This window comes from Streptomyces capparidis, assembly GCF_054782095.1.
On sequence record NZ_BAAGTD010000021.1, the window covers coordinates 63,150 to 80,666 of the forward strand.

The 17,517-nt window shown below is 75.4% G+C and carries 17 protein-coding genes; 8 read left to right on the forward strand and 9 right to left on the reverse strand.

From position 1 onward, the window contains the following. Positions 1-15: 15 nt before the first annotated feature. Both ACYVO2_RS18605 and ACYVO2_RS18610 read right to left on the reverse strand, forming a co-directional pair. Entirely contained in the window at positions 16-1,551 is a 1,536-nt protein-coding gene (locus tag ACYVO2_RS18605; protein ID WP_461008986.1) for an MFS transporter, read from the reverse strand. A 37-nt stretch (positions 1,552-1,588) separates the two neighbouring features. Beyond that, positions 1,589-1,957, reverse strand: a complete 369-nt coding sequence (locus ACYVO2_RS18610) for a YybH family protein (RefSeq protein ID WP_461009041.1) — start codon at positions 1,955-1,957, stop codon at positions 1,589-1,591. 221 nt (positions 1,958-2,178) lie between these two features. On the opposite strand from ACYVO2_RS18610, the gene ACYVO2_RS18615 reads away from it, so the two are divergent. Then, positions 2,179-3,069, forward strand: coding sequence for a LysR family transcriptional regulator (locus ACYVO2_RS18615; protein WP_461008987.1), 891 nt, complete (start codon positions 2,179-2,181; stop codon positions 3,067-3,069). 18 nt (positions 3,070-3,087) lie between these two features. Here the strand turns inward: ACYVO2_RS18615 and ACYVO2_RS18620 are convergent, their stop codons facing one another. Beyond that, positions 3,088-3,726, reverse strand: a complete 639-nt coding sequence (locus ACYVO2_RS18620; RefSeq protein WP_461009042.1) for a LysE family translocator — start codon at positions 3,724-3,726, stop codon at positions 3,088-3,090. Between the two features lie 486 nt (positions 3,727-4,212). Between ACYVO2_RS18620 and ACYVO2_RS18625 the strand changes: the two genes are divergently transcribed. Continuing rightward, complete coding sequence (locus tag ACYVO2_RS18625; RefSeq protein WP_461008988.1) at positions 4,213-5,379, forward strand: DUF3179 domain-containing (seleno)protein; 1,167 nt, start codon at positions 4,213-4,215, stop codon at positions 5,377-5,379. 40 nt (positions 5,380-5,419) lie between these two features. Here ACYVO2_RS18625 and ACYVO2_RS18630 read toward each other — a convergent pair whose 3' ends face one another. Next, positions 5,420-6,181, reverse strand: a complete 762-nt coding sequence (locus ACYVO2_RS18630) for an ABC transporter permease (RefSeq protein WP_461008989.1) — start codon at positions 6,179-6,181, stop codon at positions 5,420-5,422. A gap of 34 nt (positions 6,182-6,215) precedes the next feature. Then, entirely contained in the window at positions 6,216-7,007 is a 792-nt protein-coding gene (locus tag ACYVO2_RS18635; RefSeq protein ID WP_461008990.1) for an ABC transporter ATP-binding protein, read from the reverse strand. 185 nt (positions 7,008-7,192) lie between these two features. Between ACYVO2_RS18635 and ACYVO2_RS18640 the strand changes: the two genes are divergently transcribed. From ACYVO2_RS18640 to ACYVO2_RS18655, 4 genes are all read left to right on the forward strand, one after another. After that, positions 7,193-7,843, forward strand: a complete 651-nt coding sequence (locus ACYVO2_RS18640; RefSeq protein WP_461008991.1) for a TetR/AcrR family transcriptional regulator — start codon at positions 7,193-7,195, stop codon at positions 7,841-7,843. Between the two features lie 89 nt (positions 7,844-7,932). After that, a complete protein-coding gene (locus ACYVO2_RS18645) occupies positions 7,933-8,781 on the forward strand; it encodes a 3-hydroxyacyl-CoA dehydrogenase family protein (protein ID WP_461008992.1) in 849 nt (282 codons plus the stop codon). Between the two features lie 310 nt (positions 8,782-9,091). Continuing rightward, positions 9,092-9,421, forward strand: coding sequence for an STAS domain-containing protein (locus ACYVO2_RS18650; RefSeq protein ID WP_461008993.1), 330 nt, complete (start codon positions 9,092-9,094; stop codon positions 9,419-9,421). A 159-nt stretch (positions 9,422-9,580) separates the two neighbouring features. Further along, positions 9,581-12,166 carry an AAA family ATPase gene (locus tag ACYVO2_RS18655; protein WP_461008994.1) on the forward strand — a complete coding sequence of 862 codons (2,586 nt, stop codon included), beginning with the start codon at positions 9,581-9,583 and terminating at the stop codon, positions 12,164-12,166. A 56-nt stretch (positions 12,167-12,222) separates the two neighbouring features. Here ACYVO2_RS18655 and nucS read toward each other — a convergent pair whose 3' ends face one another. Next, on the reverse strand, positions 12,223-12,882 hold the full coding sequence (gene nucS, locus ACYVO2_RS18660; RefSeq protein ID WP_461008995.1) for an endonuclease NucS: 660 nt from the start codon (positions 12,880-12,882) through the stop codon (positions 12,223-12,225). 350 nt (positions 12,883-13,232) lie between these two features. Here nucS and ACYVO2_RS18665 point away from each other — a divergent pair, with 350 nt between their 5' ends. Continuing rightward, the gene (locus ACYVO2_RS18665; protein ID WP_461008996.1) at positions 13,233-13,625 is read left to right on the forward strand and encodes an SCO5389 family protein; all 393 of its coding nucleotides are present in this window, start codon (positions 13,233-13,235) and stop codon (positions 13,623-13,625) included. Positions 13,626-13,634: 9 nt separating this feature from the next. On the opposite strand, the gene ACYVO2_RS18670 is transcribed toward ACYVO2_RS18665, so the two are convergent. After that, the gene (locus tag ACYVO2_RS18670) at positions 13,635-14,663 is read right to left on the reverse strand and encodes an LLM class flavin-dependent oxidoreductase (RefSeq protein WP_461008997.1); all 1,029 of its coding nucleotides are present in this window, start codon (positions 14,661-14,663) and stop codon (positions 13,635-13,637) included. Positions 14,664-14,880: 217 nt separating this feature from the next. Here ACYVO2_RS18670 and ACYVO2_RS18675 point away from each other — a divergent pair, with 217 nt between their 5' ends. Beyond that, positions 14,881-15,201 (forward strand): ATP/GTP-binding protein, encoded by a 321-nt coding sequence (locus ACYVO2_RS18675; RefSeq protein ID WP_461008998.1) that lies wholly within the window; start codon positions 14,881-14,883, stop codon positions 15,199-15,201. Between the two features lie 106 nt (positions 15,202-15,307). Here ACYVO2_RS18675 and ACYVO2_RS18680 read toward each other — a convergent pair whose 3' ends face one another. Then, positions 15,308-16,225, reverse strand: coding sequence for an ABC transporter permease (locus ACYVO2_RS18680; RefSeq protein WP_461008999.1), 918 nt, complete (start codon positions 16,223-16,225; stop codon positions 15,308-15,310). Continuing rightward, the gene (locus ACYVO2_RS18685; RefSeq protein WP_461009000.1) at positions 16,222-17,514 is read right to left on the reverse strand and encodes an ABC transporter ATP-binding protein; all 1,293 of its coding nucleotides are present in this window, start codon (positions 17,512-17,514) and stop codon (positions 16,222-16,224) included. The genes ACYVO2_RS18680 and ACYVO2_RS18685 overlap by 4 nt, the downstream gene beginning before the upstream one ends. Positions 17,515-17,517: the final 3 nt, after the last annotated feature.

The window sequence follows — 17,517 nt, forward strand, 5'->3', positions numbered from 1 at the left end:
CGGCGCCGCCGGGCGTCACCGCACCGCCCCGGACCGCGGGACCCCGGCCGGGGCCGCGGCCTCCGCCGCCGGGCGGGGCGCGGCCGGGCGCAGCAGGACGAGCACCGCCGCGGCGCCGAGCGCGCCGAGCGCCCCGGCGACCGCGAACGCCGCCTGCGCGCCACCGGCCGCCGCTCCCGGCGCCGCCGCGTCGAGGAACTCCCGCCCGCCGGGCGGCGCGGCCCGCAGCAGCTCCGGGGTGCGCCCGCCCGCGACCGCGTGGGCGGCCCGTGCCGCGTCCGGGACGCCGCGGTCGGCCAGGCTGCCCCGCGCTCCGGCGGTGAAGACGCTGCCCAGCGCGGCGATGCCGAAGGCGTAGCCGAGCTGCCGGGTGGTGTTGACGGCGCCCGCGGCCATGCCGCCGCGCTCGGGCGGCACCAGGGACATCGGCAGCGAGCCCAGCACCGGCGTGGCGAGCCCCACCCCGACGCCGACCAGCGTGAGCCCCGGCATCAGCGCCGTCCAGTCCGCGGACGCGTCCACGAGCACGGCCGTCAGCAGCCCGCCGAGCCCGACGCAGGCGAGACCGCCCCCGACGACCAGGTCGGGCCGCCGCCCGTGCAGCGCCCGGCCCAGCGCCGCCGAGACGCCGAACGCCATCACCGACATCGGCAGCCCCGTCAGACCGGTCTCCAGCGCGCTGAGGCCCAGCACCGACTGGAGCCACACCGAGGTGTAGGTGAACACGGCGTACGCGGCGAACGTCAGCAGGAACCCGGCGAGCAGCACCCCGGTGAACGAGCGGTGGCGCAGCAGCGCGAGGTCCAGCAGCGGGTGCGGCGAGCGGGCCTCGACCGCGGCGAAGGCGGCCAGCAGCACCGCGGCGAGCGCGAGCAGTACCCACACCGCGGGGTCCGTCCAGCCCTCCTCGTTGGCGCGGATCAGTGCGTAGGTGGCGCAGGCCGCGGCGGTGCTGAACGCGGCGATGCCGGCGATGTCCACCCGGCCGCGGACGGGGGCGTGGGCGTCGGTGAGCGTGGTGACGCACAGCACCACCGCGAGCGCGCTCACCGGCAGGTTGACGAAGAAGATCCACCGCCAGGACACGCCCTCGGTGAGCAGGCCGCCGAGGATCGGGCCGACCGCGGCGGACGCGCCCGCCACCGCGCCCCACACGCCGTAGGCGGTGCCCCGGTCCCGCCCGGTGTAGGCGCTGTTGAGCAGGGCGAAGGTGGTGGCGAACATGGCCGCGGCGCCGACGCCCTGCACCGCGCGGGCCGCGATCAGCACGCCGGGGCCGGGGGCGAGCCCGCACGCCAGGGAGGAGGCGGCGAACAGGACGAGTCCGGCGACGTAGGCCCGGCGGTGCCCGGTGCGGTCGGCGATCGCCCCGGCGCCGAGCACCAGCGCGGCCAGGGCGAGGGCGTAGGCGTCGACGACCCACTGGAGGGCGCCGAACGACGCGTCCAGGTCGCCCACCATGTCCGGCAGGGCGACGTTCACGATGGTGACGTCGGTCAGCAGCATGAACGTGCCCAGGCAGACCGTGGTCAGCGGCAGCCACTTGCGCATCTGCGTACCTGTTCCTTCGGTTCCGGCGGGCCGCTGCTCAGCGGGCGGGCGAGGCGGACGCGTCGCCGGTGGGCGGGAGGAACTCGGGCTGGTCGAGCAGGCGGAGCCAGCTCCCGTCGGGCTGGCGGCGGACGACCTGGGCGCGGGCGCCCGCGCCGTCCCCCGGCGGGGTGGACGTCAGCGCGATGTCGCCGCTGACCAGCGTGGGCAGGGGCTGCTCCGGCTCGAAGCGGGGGCGGTTGGCCAGCACCTTCTCCCACAGTTCGCGGATCGCCTCGCGGCCGACGGTCTGCCGGCCGGGCGGGTAGGCCAGCACCGCGTCCCGCTCGTACAGGGCGGCGACCCCGGCGGCGTCGCCGGCGTTGGAGCGCTCGACGAACAGGCGGGTGATGTCCTCGGGGCGCATGGCCTTCTCGTACCGGTCGTAGTCGGGCACGGCTGTCTCCTTGCGGGGGTCGGATGCGGGATTCCCGGGGGAGCGGGCGGCCGGTGACCGCCGCGGCGGCGGCCGGGCCCCGGTCGCCGTCCCTCCCCGGTGCTGCCTCCAGGCTCGCCCCACCCTGATCAGAAGTCCAACAGATGCTATTGCTGGATACTAGAATCCTCAGTCATGGAACTGAGGCAGTCATGGAACTGAGGCAGCTCGAGTACTTCGTCGCCGTCGCCGAGGAGCGCAACTTCACCCGGGCCGCGGAGCGGGTCCACATCAGCCAGTCCGGGGTCAGCGCCCAGATCCGGCAGTTGGAGCGGGAGCTCGGCGCCGAGCTGTTCGACCGCTCCGCCCGCTGCGTCACCCTCACCGTCGCGGGCAAGGCCGCGCTGGAGCACGCCCGCGCCGCGCTGGCCGCCGCCGAGTCGGTCGGGCAGGCGGTGGGCGAGGTCAGCAGCGTGATCCGGGGGCGGCTCGCGGTGGGGATGGTGACCGGATGCACCGTCACCCCGCTGTTCGAGGCCCTCGCGGCGTTCCACCGCGCGCACCCCGGGGTGGAGCTCGCCCTGCTCGAGGACACCGCCGACCAGCTCATGGAGCGGGTCCGCTCCGGCAACGTCGATCTGGCCCTCGTCGGCACCGCGACCGCGGAACCGGAGGGCCTGGACGCGTGGACGGTCGCCAGCGAGCGCCTGATCGCGGTGTTCCCGCCCGGCCACCCGCTGGCGGCGGGGGAGCGCCTGACCCTGCGCGAGCTGTCCGCGCACCCGCTGGTGTGCATGCCCCCGGGCACGGGGCTGCGCACCGTCCTCGACGGGGCCTGCGCGGCTCAGGGCCTGCGCCCGCTGATCGCCCTCCAGGCCAGCGCCCCGGAGGCGGTCGCCGACCTCGCCGCCAGGGGCCTGGGCGTCGGCGTCCTGTGCGAGTCGATGGCCCCGTGCCACGAGGACCGCCTCACCGCCCGCCTCATCGACGACGTGACGACGCCCGGCCTGCTCGCCCTGGTCTGGAAGGGCACGCACAGCCCCGCGCTGCGGGAGCTGCTGGGGCACTGCCGGAAGTCGTTCACCGCGGCCAGGACGGGCTGAGCCGGGCCCCGGCGGGAGTCAGTCCTTGCGTCCGGTCACGGCGACGGTGACGCCCAGGCCGATCATCGTCAGCCCGCCCGCCCCGCCGGTCATGGCCAGCCGCCGCGGGGAGCTGACGAACCAGCCGCGCGCGGTGGCCGCGACCAGGCCCCACACGCTGTCGCAGAACAGCGCCAGGACGTTGAAGACCAGGCCGAGCAGCAGCATCTGAAGGGCGACGTGCCCCTGCTCCCGGTCGACGAACTGGGGGAGCACCGCGGCGAAGAACACGGTGGTCTTGGGGTTGGTCACGCCGACCGCGAACCCCTCCCACAGCGTGCGCAGCCCGCCGCGTTCGGGCCCGTCTCCGGTGACCTCGGCGTGCAGCGCGTGGCGCTGCCGTATCGCCTTGATGCCCAGGTACACCAGATACGCGGCGCCCACCAGCTTGAGGGTGGTGAAGACCACCGCGGAGCGCTCCACCAGGGTGCCCACCCCGAGCGCCACGGCCACCACGAGCACATACGCCCCGAGGGCGTTGCCCACCACCGTGGTCAGCGCGGCGCGGCGGCCCTGCGCCAGCGCGCGCCCGACCACGAACAGCACACTGGGGCCGGGCACGATGATCAGCAGGAACGACATGGCGGCGAACGCGAGCAACCGGTCGGTGGACACCATGCCGCTCATCGAACACCTGCCGCACGCCGTCCCGCACCCCCTTTTCGCGGGCCTCTCCACGGGCCTGCGCCGCGCCCGGCCGCCCGGGGTGGCGGCCACGGCCGCTCCCCTCGCTCCACGGAATTCTCATCGGAATGTCAGCCACCGCACGAGAATTACTCGACCGCGCGTCCCCGGCGCCATTTACACGACCGCGACCGCTGTTCGGCGCGGCGTCGTTCCGCCTACGCTAAGGTGCTCGCTCGAAAGGAGTCCCACCATGCATCCGACACGCCGCAGAAGACCGCACGCAGGTCCGCCCAGGGCCGCTCGCCGGGAAACGCCGCGCGGAAATTCCCGCGCCGTCCCGGATACGTCCCGTGGAACGCGTCCCGCGCCGTACGGAGTTTCTCAGGACCGGGTCGAGGTGTTTCCGGTACCGGACTCCGCCTCGACGGCACCGTGCGGCGGCCGACCCCGGCCTTCCTTACCGGAGGAGAAGGAATCATGCTCTTAGCCCTGACGTACACCGTCGCTGTCGTGGCGCTGGCCATCGGCGCGGCGGCATTCTACATGGCGATGATCCCTCCATTTCCCGTCTCATGGCTCTATTATCACTATTTCATCCGCAAGCCCGCCGTCTGGACGCTGGTCGCCGCCGGTGTCGGCCTCGCCGCGTGGGACACCGTCGAGCAGGGCGCCTTCTCCCTCTCCATGATCGGTCCGCTCGCCGTCCTGGGGGCCGCGGTCTACCTCACCTATTGGTTCCACCAGGAGACGCTGTTTCCCGCCGTGGACTTCCCGGCGATGTCGGACGACCCTCTGAACCTGCCGCTGCGCGGGGAAATGCACCTGGCCGTCATCGAACACCGGGGTGTCACGAAGGCGTATCCCCTCGACTACGTCATCCATCACCACATCGTCAACGACCGGTTCGGCGACTCGATCGTCTCGCTCACCTACTGCGCCCACTGCCGGAGCATCATTCCGTTCGACGTCACCGACATCGGCCCGCTGTTCGTCGGCTCGTTCAAGAACACCAACATGATCGTGGCCGACCGCCGCACGAAGACGTTCTTCCAGCAGGCCACGTTCGAGTCGATCCTGGGGAAACTTCACCCCCACACGCTGAGGATGCTGCCCTTCCAGATCCTGTCCTGGACGGATGTGAAACGCCTCGACCCGCTCCCGCAAATCGCGCATGTCACCATGCGGGACCTGAAGCCGATGGACTTCCCTGTACCGGGCACCTTCAACAGGCTCATGAACGGCGACCACACGCTCGGCCTGCCGCGCCGGAGGCGCGACAACACCTTCCCTCCGCGCACCCGGGTCGTCGGCATCCTGGAGCCCTCGGGCCGTGAGCCCAAGGTGTACCTCAGGAACGAGCTGCTGGAGCGCCGCGTGGTGAAGGACGAGGAGGGCGGCTACTACCTGGTCGCGGTGAACGGCGCGGTCAACGGCTTCCGGGCCGAGGTGGACGGGCGGGACACCAAGCTCGTCCTCGACGACGACCTGCTGCTGCGCGACCTCACCGGCGGCGCGGTGTGGAACCTGCTGGGCCGGCGGGTCGGCGGGGAGCCCGCGTCGGACCTCACGCCCCTGCCGATCTCCGACGAGTTCTGGTTCTCCTGGAAGCTGTACCACCCCGACACCCGGCTCGTCCGGCTCTGAGGGCCGCGCCGCGCCTGTTCCGGTCCGCGGGGGCGGGGCCTCATGCTCCCGCGCGCCGGAACAGGCGGGTGCCCACGGCGAGGGACACCGCCGCCAGGCCCGCCGCGACCAGGGCTCCCGTGCCCACCGTCCCGTCGGTGTAGCGGCCGAGGAAGGCGGCGCGGACGGCGTCCACCACATGGCGGAACGGCACGCAGCGGGAGAGCGCGTCCAGCCAGCCGGGGGCCAGCGCCATTGGCAGCAGGATGCCGGACAGCAGCATCGCGGGCATGTTCACCGTGTTGACCACCGGTGCGAACTCCTGCGGGGAGTCCACCCGCATGGCCAGCGCGTAGGACAGGGACGCCAGCGAGACCGTCAGCGCCGCGACGAACGCGAAGCCGATCAGCACCCCGGCCAGCGGCGCCCGCAGCCCCATCGCCACCCCGGCCAGGACCAGCAGCGCGGACTGCGCCAGCAGCACCACCACGTCGCGCAGCACCCGGCCGAGCAGCAGCGCCGGGCGGCTGACCGGGGTGACCCGCATCCGGTCCACCACCCCGTGGTGCTTCTCGATCAGGATGCCGAACCCGGCGAACGCCGCGCTGAACAGCCCGAGCTGCACCAGCAGCCCGGGCACCAGCACCTGCCACGGGTCGCCCTCGCCGCCCAGCGGGACGTGCCGAAGCAGCGGCCCGAACAGGAGCAGGTAGAGCAGCGGCTGGAGCACGCCGATGAGCAGGCCCACCCAGGAGCGGAGGGTCTGGCGCAGGCAGCGGCCGAAGATCAGCCCGGTGTCGGTGAGGAAGTGGGTCAGGGGCATGGACGGGCTCCGGGGGAGAGGGCGGCGGGGGGCGTCAGACGGCGAGGGGGGCGGCGGGCGCGGGGCGGCCGGTCACGGCGAGGAACGCCTCCTGGAGTGAGGCGCCGGGCGATCCGGCGTGCTCGGCCTTGAGCGCGGCGGGGGTGCCCTCGGCGACGACCCGGCCGCCGTCCACGATCACCAGTCGGTCGGCGAGGGCGTCGGCCTCGTCCAGGTAGTGGGTGGTCAGCACGACGGTGGTGCCCCACTCGTCGCGCACCCGGCGGACCAGGTCCCACAGGGCGGCGCGGCCGCCCGGGTCGAGGCCGGTGGTGGGCTCGTCGAGGAAGAGCACCTCGGGGCGGTGGGTGAGGGCCATGGCGATGTCCAGGCGGCGGCGCTGCCCGCCGGACAGGGCGCCGGCGGGCCGGTCGAGGAGGTCGAGCAGGCCCAGGTCGCGGGCGAGGTCGGCGGTGCGCTCCCGCGCCCGGCGCCGGTCCAGGCGGTACAGGCGGGCCTGGGTGAACAGCTCCTCGCGGACGCCGACCGCCGGGTCCACCCCGCCGGACTGGGCGACGTGGCCGATGCGGCGCCGCACCCCGGCCGGGTCGCGCCGCAGGTCGTGCCCGGCGATCACGGCCTCGCCGCCGGTGGGCGGCAGCAGGGTGGTGAGCATCCGCAGGGTGGTGGTCTTGCCCGCGCCGTTGGGGCCGAGCAGGCCGAGGATCTCGCCGGGCGCGACGGTGAGGTCGATGCCGCGCACGGCCTCGACGGTGCCGCGCCGGGTGGTGAAGGAGCGGGCGAGCGCGCTGGTGGTGATGACCGGGTTCCGGGCTGGGGTGGGCATGGGGCTCCTGCGGGTGGGGTGGGGCGGCGGCGGTCCTGGGCGACGCGCGGCAGACGGCGGCGGCCGACCGCTGGGACGCCTGCTCGGGACGCGTGCCCGGGGCGCCTGCTTGGGGTGTCTACAGAAACACATGCCAACAAAGTTTGCAACGCCCCCAAGTTTGGCCCCGTGGTTAGCATGGGTCCATGACGGAGACGGTTCGCGCGGAAGGGCTGCGGGAGCGCAAGAAGCGCCGGACCCGCCTGCACATCTCGGACGTGGCCACCGGCCTGTTCCTGGAGCGCGGCTTCGACGCGGTGACCATGGCGGAGATCGCCGAGGCGGCGGAGGTGTCCGTCAACACCCTCTACAACTACTTCCCGGACAAGGAGAGCCTGTTCTTCGACCGGGAGGCCGAGGTCGTGGGACGGCTGTCGCGCATCGTCCGCGAACGCGCGCCCGGGGAGTCCGCCGCCGCGGCGCTGGTGCGCAGGACGCGCGCCGACCTGGCCGAGTGCTCGCCCGACCTGGGCCTGGTCGAGGGCTACGAGCGTTTCCTGCGGGCGATCCGGGAGAGCCAGGCCCTCACCGCCCGGGTGATGGTCATTCAGCGGGAGAACGTCCTGGAGCTCACCCGCACCCTGCGCGAGGAGGCGGGTGCCGACCCGGACGACCCGCTGCCCGGGCTGGTGGCCGGGCAGCTCGGCTGGGTGGCCGACGAGGTGGCGTGCACCATCGCCGAGGCGACGTTCGCCGGCCGCACCCGGGAGCAGGCCGCGGCCCTGGCGACGGCCAGGCTGGACGCGGCGGTGTCCCTGCTCGGCGAGCGGGTGCTGGCGTACGCCGTCAAACCGTGACGTGACCCTCGCCTCGTCAGGGTGCCGCGGGAGGTGAACGGGCGTTAAGGTCGGCCCGCTGGGACAACCGCCAGGCGAAGGGAAGGCACGTGGCGAAGAAGCTCGCCGTCATCGGGGCCGGTCTGATGGGCTCGGGGATCGCGCAGGTCGCTGCGCAGGCCGGGTACGAGGTCGTGCTGCGCGACCTCACCGACGAGGCGCTGGGCCGGGCCCGCGACGGGATCCGCGGCTCCTACGAGAAGTTCGTCGCCAAGGGCAAGCTCGAGGAGAAGGACGCCGAGGCGGCGCTCGCGCGGATCACGACCACCACCGACCTCCAGGCGGCGGCCGACGCCGACGTGGTGGTGGAGGCGGTGTTCGAGAAGCTTGAGGTCAAGCAGGAGATCTTCCGCGAGCTCGACCGGCTGTGCAAGGACGGCGCGGTGCTCGCCTCGAACACCTCGGCCATCCCGATCACCAAGATCGCCGCGGTGACGGGGCGTCCGGAGCAGGTCGTGGGCACCCACTTCTTCTCGCCCGTGCCGCTGATGAAGCTGTGCGAGCTGGTGCGCGGGTACAAGACGGACGACGCCACCCTGGAAGCGGCGCGCTCCTTCGCCGAGGGCGTCGGCAAGACCGTCGTCGTGGTGAACCGGGACGTGGCGGGCTTCGTGACGACCCGGCTGATCTCCGCCCTGGTGGTGGAGGCGGTGAAGCTGTACGAGTCCGGCGTGGCCTCGGCCGAGGACATCGACATCGCCTGCAAGCTGGGCTTCGGCCACGCCATGGGCCCGCTGGCCACCGCGGACCTGACCGGTGTGGACATCCTCGCCCACGCCACGGGCAACATCTACACCGAGACGCAGGACGAGAAGTTCGCCCCGCCGGAGCTGATGCGCCGGATGGTGGACGCGGGCGACCTCGGGCGCAAGAGCGGGCGGGGCTTCTACTCCTACTGAGCGCCCCCGGCCCGCCCGGGCCCGCCGGCCGCGCCGACGGGTCCGCGGGCCGCGGACAGGTGCCTTCCGGCGGTCGGCGCGGGCCGCTTTGGGTACATCAGATGAACGAGCGGACGCGGCCAGACGGCTCCGCCCGCACCCGAGGGCGAAGTGGCCGGGGACAACACCCGGCCACCTTCACTCTTACGGGTGATTTCTTCGTCAATTCCTGAACGCTTGGCTGAATTGGCGTGTGCTTGACCGTCAACTTTGACCGTCGGAAAAGCGGCCGTTCGACGAGGAGCGGCCCGCCCTATCTCCGGGAGCGCTTATGCACATCAGGGGCGACCACGCCGAGCTCACTGTCGGGGGCCGCCTCGACGTCCGGAGCGCGGCGGACGCCCGAACGATCCTCCACGCCGCCGTGGACGAGGGCACCGGGGACCTCGTGCTCGACCTCGGCGAGCTGGAGTCCTTCGACGCGACGGGCCTCGGCGTGATCATGGGCGTGCACCGCAGGGCCGGGCGGTGCGGCAGGAGGCTGGTGCTGCGCGCGGTGCCGCCCCGGATGCAGCGGCTGCTGGTCGCCACCGGGCTGCACCGGGTCCTGGCGGTGGAGGGCGGGGTCGCCGTGGAGGGCGCCTTCCCCGCCGCCCGCTGAACCGCAGTAGAGTGCGGACGTCCCGCGGCGCGGCCGGCGAGCGCGAGCGGGCCGCGAGAGCAGGACGACCCCGGGCACCGGGCCGACCCCGAACCGGCCGGTGCCTGCCGACAGCACCCGCCAGGACCCCGAAGCGCCGCGACAGGGGGCGGAACCACCATGGACCCATATTCCGAAGAGTCGAGATTCGGCGCGGGCCCGCACGGGGCCGCCGACTCCAGCCGGCTCCCGGTGCCCCGCGGGCGCCGGGAGCCCGCCGTGCCCGCCTCCCCGCCGCCCGGCCGGGCCGCCCTGCCCGCGCCCGTCGCGCGCCCGCCCCGCCCGCCCCTGGGCGCCGGGGAGGAGACCGCCCCGCGCGGCGCCGCCCGGCACACCGAGATCCTCGCCGGCCACCACCTGCTCACCGTGGGCCCGGCCACGGGCAGCGAGGTCGGGCCCTGCCCGCCCGGCTCCCGGCCCGTCCCGGAGAAGCGCGACGCCGCGGAGCGGGCCCGCGCCGCGCGCGCCGCCCGCCCGCCCGTGCCCGCCGGGAACGCCGGCCCCGACCTGCCCCTGCTGGAGCGGGACGAGGTCCGCGACCGGTTGGTCCGGCTGCTCTCCCGCGGCCACTGCGTGCGGCTCACCGGCCCCTCCGGGGTGGGCCGCACCTCGCTGCTCCGCGCGGTCGCCGCGGCCTGCGCGGACGTCGCGCCCGACGGCGTCGTCGAGCTGTCCGGCCACCGCCGCACCCCGGCCGACCTGCTGTACGCCCTGTTCGCCGCCGTCTTCCGCGCCCCCGGCTACCGCCCCGACCGGCAGCGCCTGCTGGAGCTGCTGCGCGCGGTCGGCGCGGTGGTGGTCGTGGACGACGCCGAGTTCGGCGGCGCCGCGCTGGAGGAGCTGGCCGCCTCCGCGCCGGAGTGCGCCTTCCTCGTCGCCGCCAACCCGGGCGCGCCCGCCGCCGCCCCCGGCTCCGCCTTCGAGGAGGTCGCGCTCACCGGGCTCGGCCGCGAGACCTGCCTCGAGCTGCTCCGGCACGCCGTGGGCCGGCCGCTGGAGGAGGACGAGACCGCGTGGGCGGCCGACCTGTGGTTCGAGTCCGAGGGGCTGCCGCTGCGGTTCGTCCAGGCCGGGGCCCTGCTGCGGCGGCGCGACGCCCGGCGCGCCGAACTCGCCGCCCAGTTGGCCGCGGCCGACCGCAACCCGTTCGGCGTCGCCGCGGATGACGACGAGGACGACCGCCACACCGACGGCCCGCCCGCCCCCGCCCCCGCGCACGAGGTGCCGCTGCCCTCCCTCGCGGAGAGCGCGGCGCCCGCCGCCAGGTTCGCCGCCGAGCTGGACGACTCCGCGCGCGACGCCCTGCGGTTCGCCGTCGCCCTCGGCGGGGAGTGCCCCGCGGCGGCCCACCTGCCCGCCCTGGTCGGCGACACCCACGGCGACGCCGCGCTCGCCGACCTGGTGGCCCGGGGCCTGGCCGTGCCCGTCGCCTCCCACTACCGGCTCGCCGCGGGCGTCCACGCCCAGTTGGCGCGGCCCGCGGACCGGGCCGGGTACGCCTGCACCGCGGCCCGCCACTACACCTGGTGGGCCGCTCACCCGTCGGTGCCCGCGGAGCGGGTCGCCGCCGAGGCCGAGCCCGTCCTCGCCGCCATGGCCGCGGCCAAGGAGGAGGGCGACCCTCGGGTCGCCGCCGACCTCGCCCGCGCCGCCGCGCCCGCGTTCGCCGCCGCCCTGCACTGGGGCGCCTGGGAGCGGGCCCTGCGCACCGGCCAGGAGTCGGCGCGCCTGGCGGGCGACGTGGCGCTGGAGGCCTACTTCCACCACGAGCTCGGCGTGCTCGCGCTGTGCACGGGCAACCCCGACCGGGCGCGCGCCGAGCTGGAGGCGTCCGTCGCGCTGCGCGGGGCGCTCGCCGACCGGGCGGGCACCGCCGCGGGACGGCGGGTGCTGGCGCTGCTGCCGGACCAGCGGGACCCGGCGGAGGCGCCCACCACCGTGCTGCCCAGGGCCGCGGGCACCGCGCCGCTGCCCCGGATCACCGGCGGGCCGCGCGTCGCCGGCGCCGCGGGCGCCGTCGGCAGGCGCCTGGCGTCGGCGGGCGGCCCGCGCACGCTCGCGCCGCGCGGCTCCCGCCGGAACCTCGCGGCGGCCGGCGCCGGGGTGCTGATCGCCGCCGTGCTCGGCACCGTCGTCACCCTCGGCAGCGCCTCGGAGACCGGGCACACCCCCAAGTCCCCGATGAACGTCGCCCCGGCCGACAACGGCGACCCGCAGCGCGCACCGGAACGGCCGGACACCCCGGACACCGAGGGCCCGGCGCGGGACACCCCGGCCCCGCGCGGCGGCGGCCCCGCCGTGGCGCCGGACCCGTCCACCTCCTCCGCCGTGCCGCCCGCCCTCGGCACCACCGGCCGCCCCGGCGGCGGCACCGCCCCCGACTCGCCCTCCGCCTCGGCGCCCGGGCGGGAGAGCACGGCCCCGGGCGGCGGGCAGACCGAGCCGTCCAGCCCGTCCGCGCCGCCGGACGAGGGCTCCGAGTCGGGCTCCGCCAGCCCCGACCCCTCGCAGTCCGAAAGCTCCTCGCCGCCGCCGAGCGGGCCGTCCACCCCGCCGGAGTCCTCCGAGCCCCCGCCGCAGGACCCCGGCACCCCGCCGGACGCCTCCGGCTCCGCGGCCGGCCCGTCCCAGCCGGAGCAGCCCGGCCAGCCCGCACAGCCCGAGCAGCCGGCCCAGCCCCCGGCGGGCGGGGCGGGCGCGGCCTGACGGCGACGGCCCGCCCCGGGGCGCTCCCGGGGCGGGCCGTGGCACGGGCGGCCGGCTCAGAACAGCCGCAGCTTGTCGTCCTCGATGCCGCGCAGCGCGTCGTAGTCGAGCGTCACGCAGGAGATGCCCCGGTCGGTGGCGAGCACCCGCGCCTGCGGCTTGATCTCCTGCGCGGCGAAGACGCCCTTGACGGGGGCCAGGAGCGGGTCCCGGTTGAGCAGCTCCAGATAGCGGGTGAGCTGCTCCACGCCGTCGATCTCGCCGCGGCGCTTGATCTCCACCGCGACGGTGACGCCGTCCGCGTCCCGGCACAGGATGTCCACCGGGCCGATGGCCGTGGGGTACTCGCGGCGGATCAGCGACCAGCCGGCGCCGAGCACCTCCATGCGGTCGGCGAGCAGCTCCTGGAGGTGCGCCTCGACCCCGTCCTTGATCAGTCCCGGGTCCACGCCCAGCTCGTGGGAGGAGTCGTGCATCACCTCCTCCATGGTGATGATCAGCTTCTCCCCGGCCTTGTTCACCACCGTCCACACGTCCCCCTCCTCCTTGAGGGTGCACGGCGGGGACATCCAGTTGAGCGGCTTGTAGGCGCGGTCGTCCGCGTGGATGGACACCGAGTTGTCGGCTTTGACGAGGATGAGGCGCGGCGCCGGGGGCAGGTGGGCGGTGAGCCGGCCTGCGTAGTCCACGGAGCAGCGGGCAATGACGAGACGCACGGTCGGCCAGGCTAGTCGATGCGACCCCGCGCGGGCGATCCGAGCGCGAAGGAGCGGCCGCGCGGGGCCCGCCCGGAAGGCGCCGGATGTGTGGCTGGGGCCTGTCTGTTCGCGCTGTGCGCCACTGGCCTACGGTTTGCCTGCGGGGCGCGCCACCGGACGGGGCCGGGCCGCGCCGCGGCGCCGTCCCTGCTCCCGCTCGGCCCTCCCCGGCGCCCGTCCGCTTCGCCCGCGCACCGCCCGGCACCGGCACGCACCCGTCCCTCCCCGCCCGTCCCCCCGTCCGGGCCGGTCGGGGACCGCGCGTCCGTCACGCCCGCTGCCCGCAGCGGGCCGCGAGAGGAGAACCCATGTCGCTCGACGTCTCACCGGAGCTGCTGGAACAGGCGGAGCGGGGCGAGGTCGACGAGGCGCGGTTCGTCGACTGCGTCCGCGTCTCCCTGCCGTACGCCTGGGAGATGGTCAGCTCGCTGGTGGCGCGGCTGGGCGTGGACGGCGGGGCGTTCGCCGACAACCAGGTCCCGCCACCGGACGAGCAGGCCCGCGGCCAGTTGCTGCGGGCGCTGGCGAGCGACGCGATCAGGGGCGCGCTGGAGCGCCACTTCGGGGTGCGGCTGGCGTTCCAGAACTGCCACCGGGTGGCCGTGTTCCCGCCGGGCCCGGAGGGCGACGAGAGCTACGCGCGGTTCAGGACGGTGCGGGCCCAGGTGCTCAACCAGTCCCCGGTGCTGCGGGACTGCTGACGCGGCCGCTCAGCGCAGCAGCGGCAGCACCTCCTCGCCGAGCCTGGCCACGTTCCGCTGCGTGGCGGCCAGGTCGCCCGACCCCTCCACCAGCAGGGCGAAGCGGCGGATGCCGGTCCGCTCGGCGGTGGCCGCCAGTTGCCCGGCGCACAGCCGGGGCGGGCCCACCGGGTGCAGGTCGCACAGCAGCTCGGTGTAGGCGCGCGGGTCCCGCATGGTCCGCTTCCGGCCGTCCACGGTGACGTGGGCGGCCAGGCCCTGCCGCAGCCAGCCCGGCATCGCCTTGGTCAGCGTCTCCACCGCCTCCTCGCGGGTGTCGGCGACCTGCACCACGCCGGCGGAGACGTGCTCGACCCGGTCCACCGCGGCGGGCGGGCGGCCCGCGGCGAGGGCCTGCGCCCGCCAGGCGGCGACCATCTCGGCCTTCTCGCCGTCCCCGCAGTGCATGCCGAGCAGCATCGGCAGCCCGTGCCGGGCGGCGAGCGCGACCGTGCCGGGGGAGGTGCAGGCGACGACGACGGGAGGCGCGGGCGCGTCCGCCGCGGCCTCCTCGGCGCGGGGCACCACCGGCACCTCGCGGAACCGGTGGCGCGGCCCGTGCCCGGCCACCGCGGGCCGGGTCAGCCACCGCAGCAGCAGCTCCAGCGACTCGGGGAAGGCGCTGTCGTACGCCGCGAGGCCCGCCCCGAACACCTCCAGGTCCACCCAGGGCCCGCCCCGCCCCACCCCGAGCGTGAACCGCCCGCCCGACACCAGGTGCAGCAGCGCCGCCTGCTCGCCGAGCGCCACCGGGTGGGCGGTCGGCAGCACGCTGACCGCGGTGCCCACCCCGATCCGACGGGTGCGGCCCAGCAGCAGCGCCGCGAGGGTGACCGCCGACGGGCACACCCCGTACGGCACGAAGTGGTGCTCCGCCAGCCAGACGTCGTCGAGCCCGGCCCGCTCGGCGGCGACCGCGGCGGACACCGCCCGGTGCAGCGCCTCGCCGTGCCCCTGGCCGGGGAACTGGGCGGCGAGGAGGAACGCTCCCACACGCATCTGCCGCTCCTTTCGTGAACGCGTCCATCCCTCAACGGTGTTGGCGTCCCCGGGGGCACGGGCGCGGGAGCGCGCCCGTGCGTCAATGTGGACACCTGCCCGCGGCACCCCCAACGAGTGCATCGGGGGCGGACGCCGGGCCCGGCCGCGGCGCGGGCGCGTACCCTGGTGGGGCGGCCAGCGCAGGGCCGTACCCAGCGAACGAAAGGGCAGCCGCGTGTCCCCGCGCCGCAACCGCCCACGGCGGGCGGAACCGCCGCAGCCCCAGCGGACCGGCCCCGGGCCGGGGTTCGGCCTGGAGCGGACCGAGAGCTGGCGGGGCGAGGACTGGGTGGTGCGCCCGGTGGCCGGCGCCGCGGGCAAGCGCTACCGCTGCCCCGGCTGCGAGCAGGAGATCCCGCCCGGGGTGGGCCATGTCGTGGCGTGGCCGAGCTTCGGCGGCGTGGACGACCGCAGGCACTGGCACCGCGGCTGCTGGAACGCCCGCGACCGGCGCCGCGCCGACGTCCTGCGGGCCCGCAACGCGCCGCGCCACTGACCGCGGCCGCACGACGGGAAGGGGCCCGGCCCCGCGCGTCGTGCGCGGGGCCGGGCCCCTTCCTCGTGCTCCTCGTGCCGTGCGCGCCGGTGCGCGCGGTGCGCGCCTACACGTCGCGGGCGTTGAGCGCCGCGTAGGCCCCGCCGAGCACCACCAGGGTCACGCCCGCGAGACCGCCGAGCAGACCCCAGCCGTTCGCGTCGCCCACCATCGGGATCTCGTACAACTGCGCCACGATGTTGATGGAGGAGTACTCCTGGATCTTCTCGCGCACGTCCTCCGCCGGGATGAACAGCGAGATCAGCAGCGGCAGCAGGATCACGCCGAGCATTACCGTCACCGCGCCCGCGGTGTGCCGCAGCAGCACGCCGACGGCCAGGGAGAGCAGACCGAGCAGCGCCATGTACAGGCCGACGCCGAGCGTGGCCCGGACGATCTCGCCGGTGGTCGCCTCCGCGGCGTGCGCCACGAAGTCCGGCCGGCCCAACTCGTCGGCGACGACGTAGTCGGGCGTGGCGTCGCGGCCGTCGAACTGGGCGTAGTTGACCAGCGCCACCAGACCGGCGGACGCGGTGGAAAGCACCAGCGCCACGGTGGTGAACACCAGCGCCTTCGCGGTGAGCATCCGGCCCCGCTTCGGGCAGGCGGTGAGGGTGGTGCGGATCATTCCCGTGCTGTACTCGGAGGTGACCACCAGCACCCCGAGGGTCACCACGCACAACTGCCCGAGCAGCACGCCGGGCAGGCCGAAGCTGAGGATCGGCGAGTCGTCGAACTCGTCCTCGCCCACGGTGAACGTCATCAGCAGGCCGATGCCGACGACCAGCACCACCATGACCCCGAGCGACCACATGGTGGAGCGCACGGTGCGGATCTTCGTCCACTCCGAGGCGAGCGCGTGCCCGAGGTGGGTCGGCCGGGCCGGGATCGGGGAGGTGAAGACGGGCTGGGCGGGCGGCTGGGGCGGGCCGGCCGGGCCCTGGGCCGGAGGGGCTGCTGGAGCCGGGTACGGGTTCACGGTCACGACTCGCTCTCGCGCTTGGTGAGGTCGGGGGCGGCGGCCTGCTGCTGCGGCGGCGCGGCGGGCGGCGGGGGAGCGGCCGGAGTGGCCAGTGCCGTCGGCGCGTAGCCCGGCTGCGGGGCGGGGGCCTGGGCGGGAGCCTGCTGCGGCGGGGCGCCGAAGCCCTGCGCGGCCGGGGCCTGCGGCGCCCATGGCTGCTGCGGCTGCTGCGGCTGGGGCTGGGGGTGCGGCTGCTGGAGGTGCGGGGGCTGCTGCGGCGGCACGGGGCCGCCCTGCCACGGGCCCTGCGGCTGGGGGCCGCCCGGCACGCCGGGCGGGAACCCGCCGGGGGCGCCGCCGGGGAACGGGGCGGCGGGCTGCTGGAGCCCGGCCCGCATGTCCTGGGTGGACCGGTACTCCACCAGGCCCTGCGTCATCCGCATGTACGCCTCCTCCAGCGAGGCCTGATGCGGGGAGAGCTCCCACAGGCGGACGTCCGCGCCGTGCGCGAGGTCGCTGATCCGCGGCAGCTCGAGGCCGGTGACCCGCAGGGCGCCGTCCTGCTCGGGCAGCACCTGCCCGCCCGCCTCGGCGAGCACCCGCGCCAGCTTCTCGCCCTGCCCGGCGTCGGGGGTGCGGACCCGGGCGAACCCGGTGGAGTTGTAGGCGATGAAGTCCCGCACGCTCATGTCGGCGAGCAGCCGGCCCTGGCCGATCACGATGAGGTGGTCGGCGGTGAGCGCCATCTCGCTCATCAGGTGGCTGGAGACGAACACGGTGCGGCCCTCGGCGGCCAGCTTCCGCATCAGGTTGCGCACCCAGTGGATGCCCTCCGGGTCCAGGCCGTTGACCGGCTCGTCGAAGAGCAGCACCGGCGGGTCGCCGAGCAGCGCCGCGGCGATGCCCAGCCGCTGGCCCATGCCGAGGGAGAAGCCCTTGGACCGCTTCCTGGCCACGCCCTGGAGGCCCACCACGCCGAGGACCTCGTCCACGCGCCGCGCCGGGATGCCGGACAACTGCGCCAGGCACAGCAGGTGCTGCCGCGCGCTGCGCCCGCCGTGCACCGCCTTGGCGTCCAGCAGCGCGCCGACCTGGCGGGGCGCGTTCGCCAGGTCGCGGAACGGGCGGCCGCCCACGGTCACCCGGCCGGCCGTGGGCGCGTCCAGGCCCAGGATCATGCGCATGGTGGTGGACTTGCCCGAGCCGTTCGGGCCCAGGAAGCCGGTCACCGCGCCCGGCCTGACCTGGAACGACAAATTGTTGACGGCTGTCTTCGCGCCGTAGCGCTTGGTGAGGCCGACTGCCTCGATCACGTC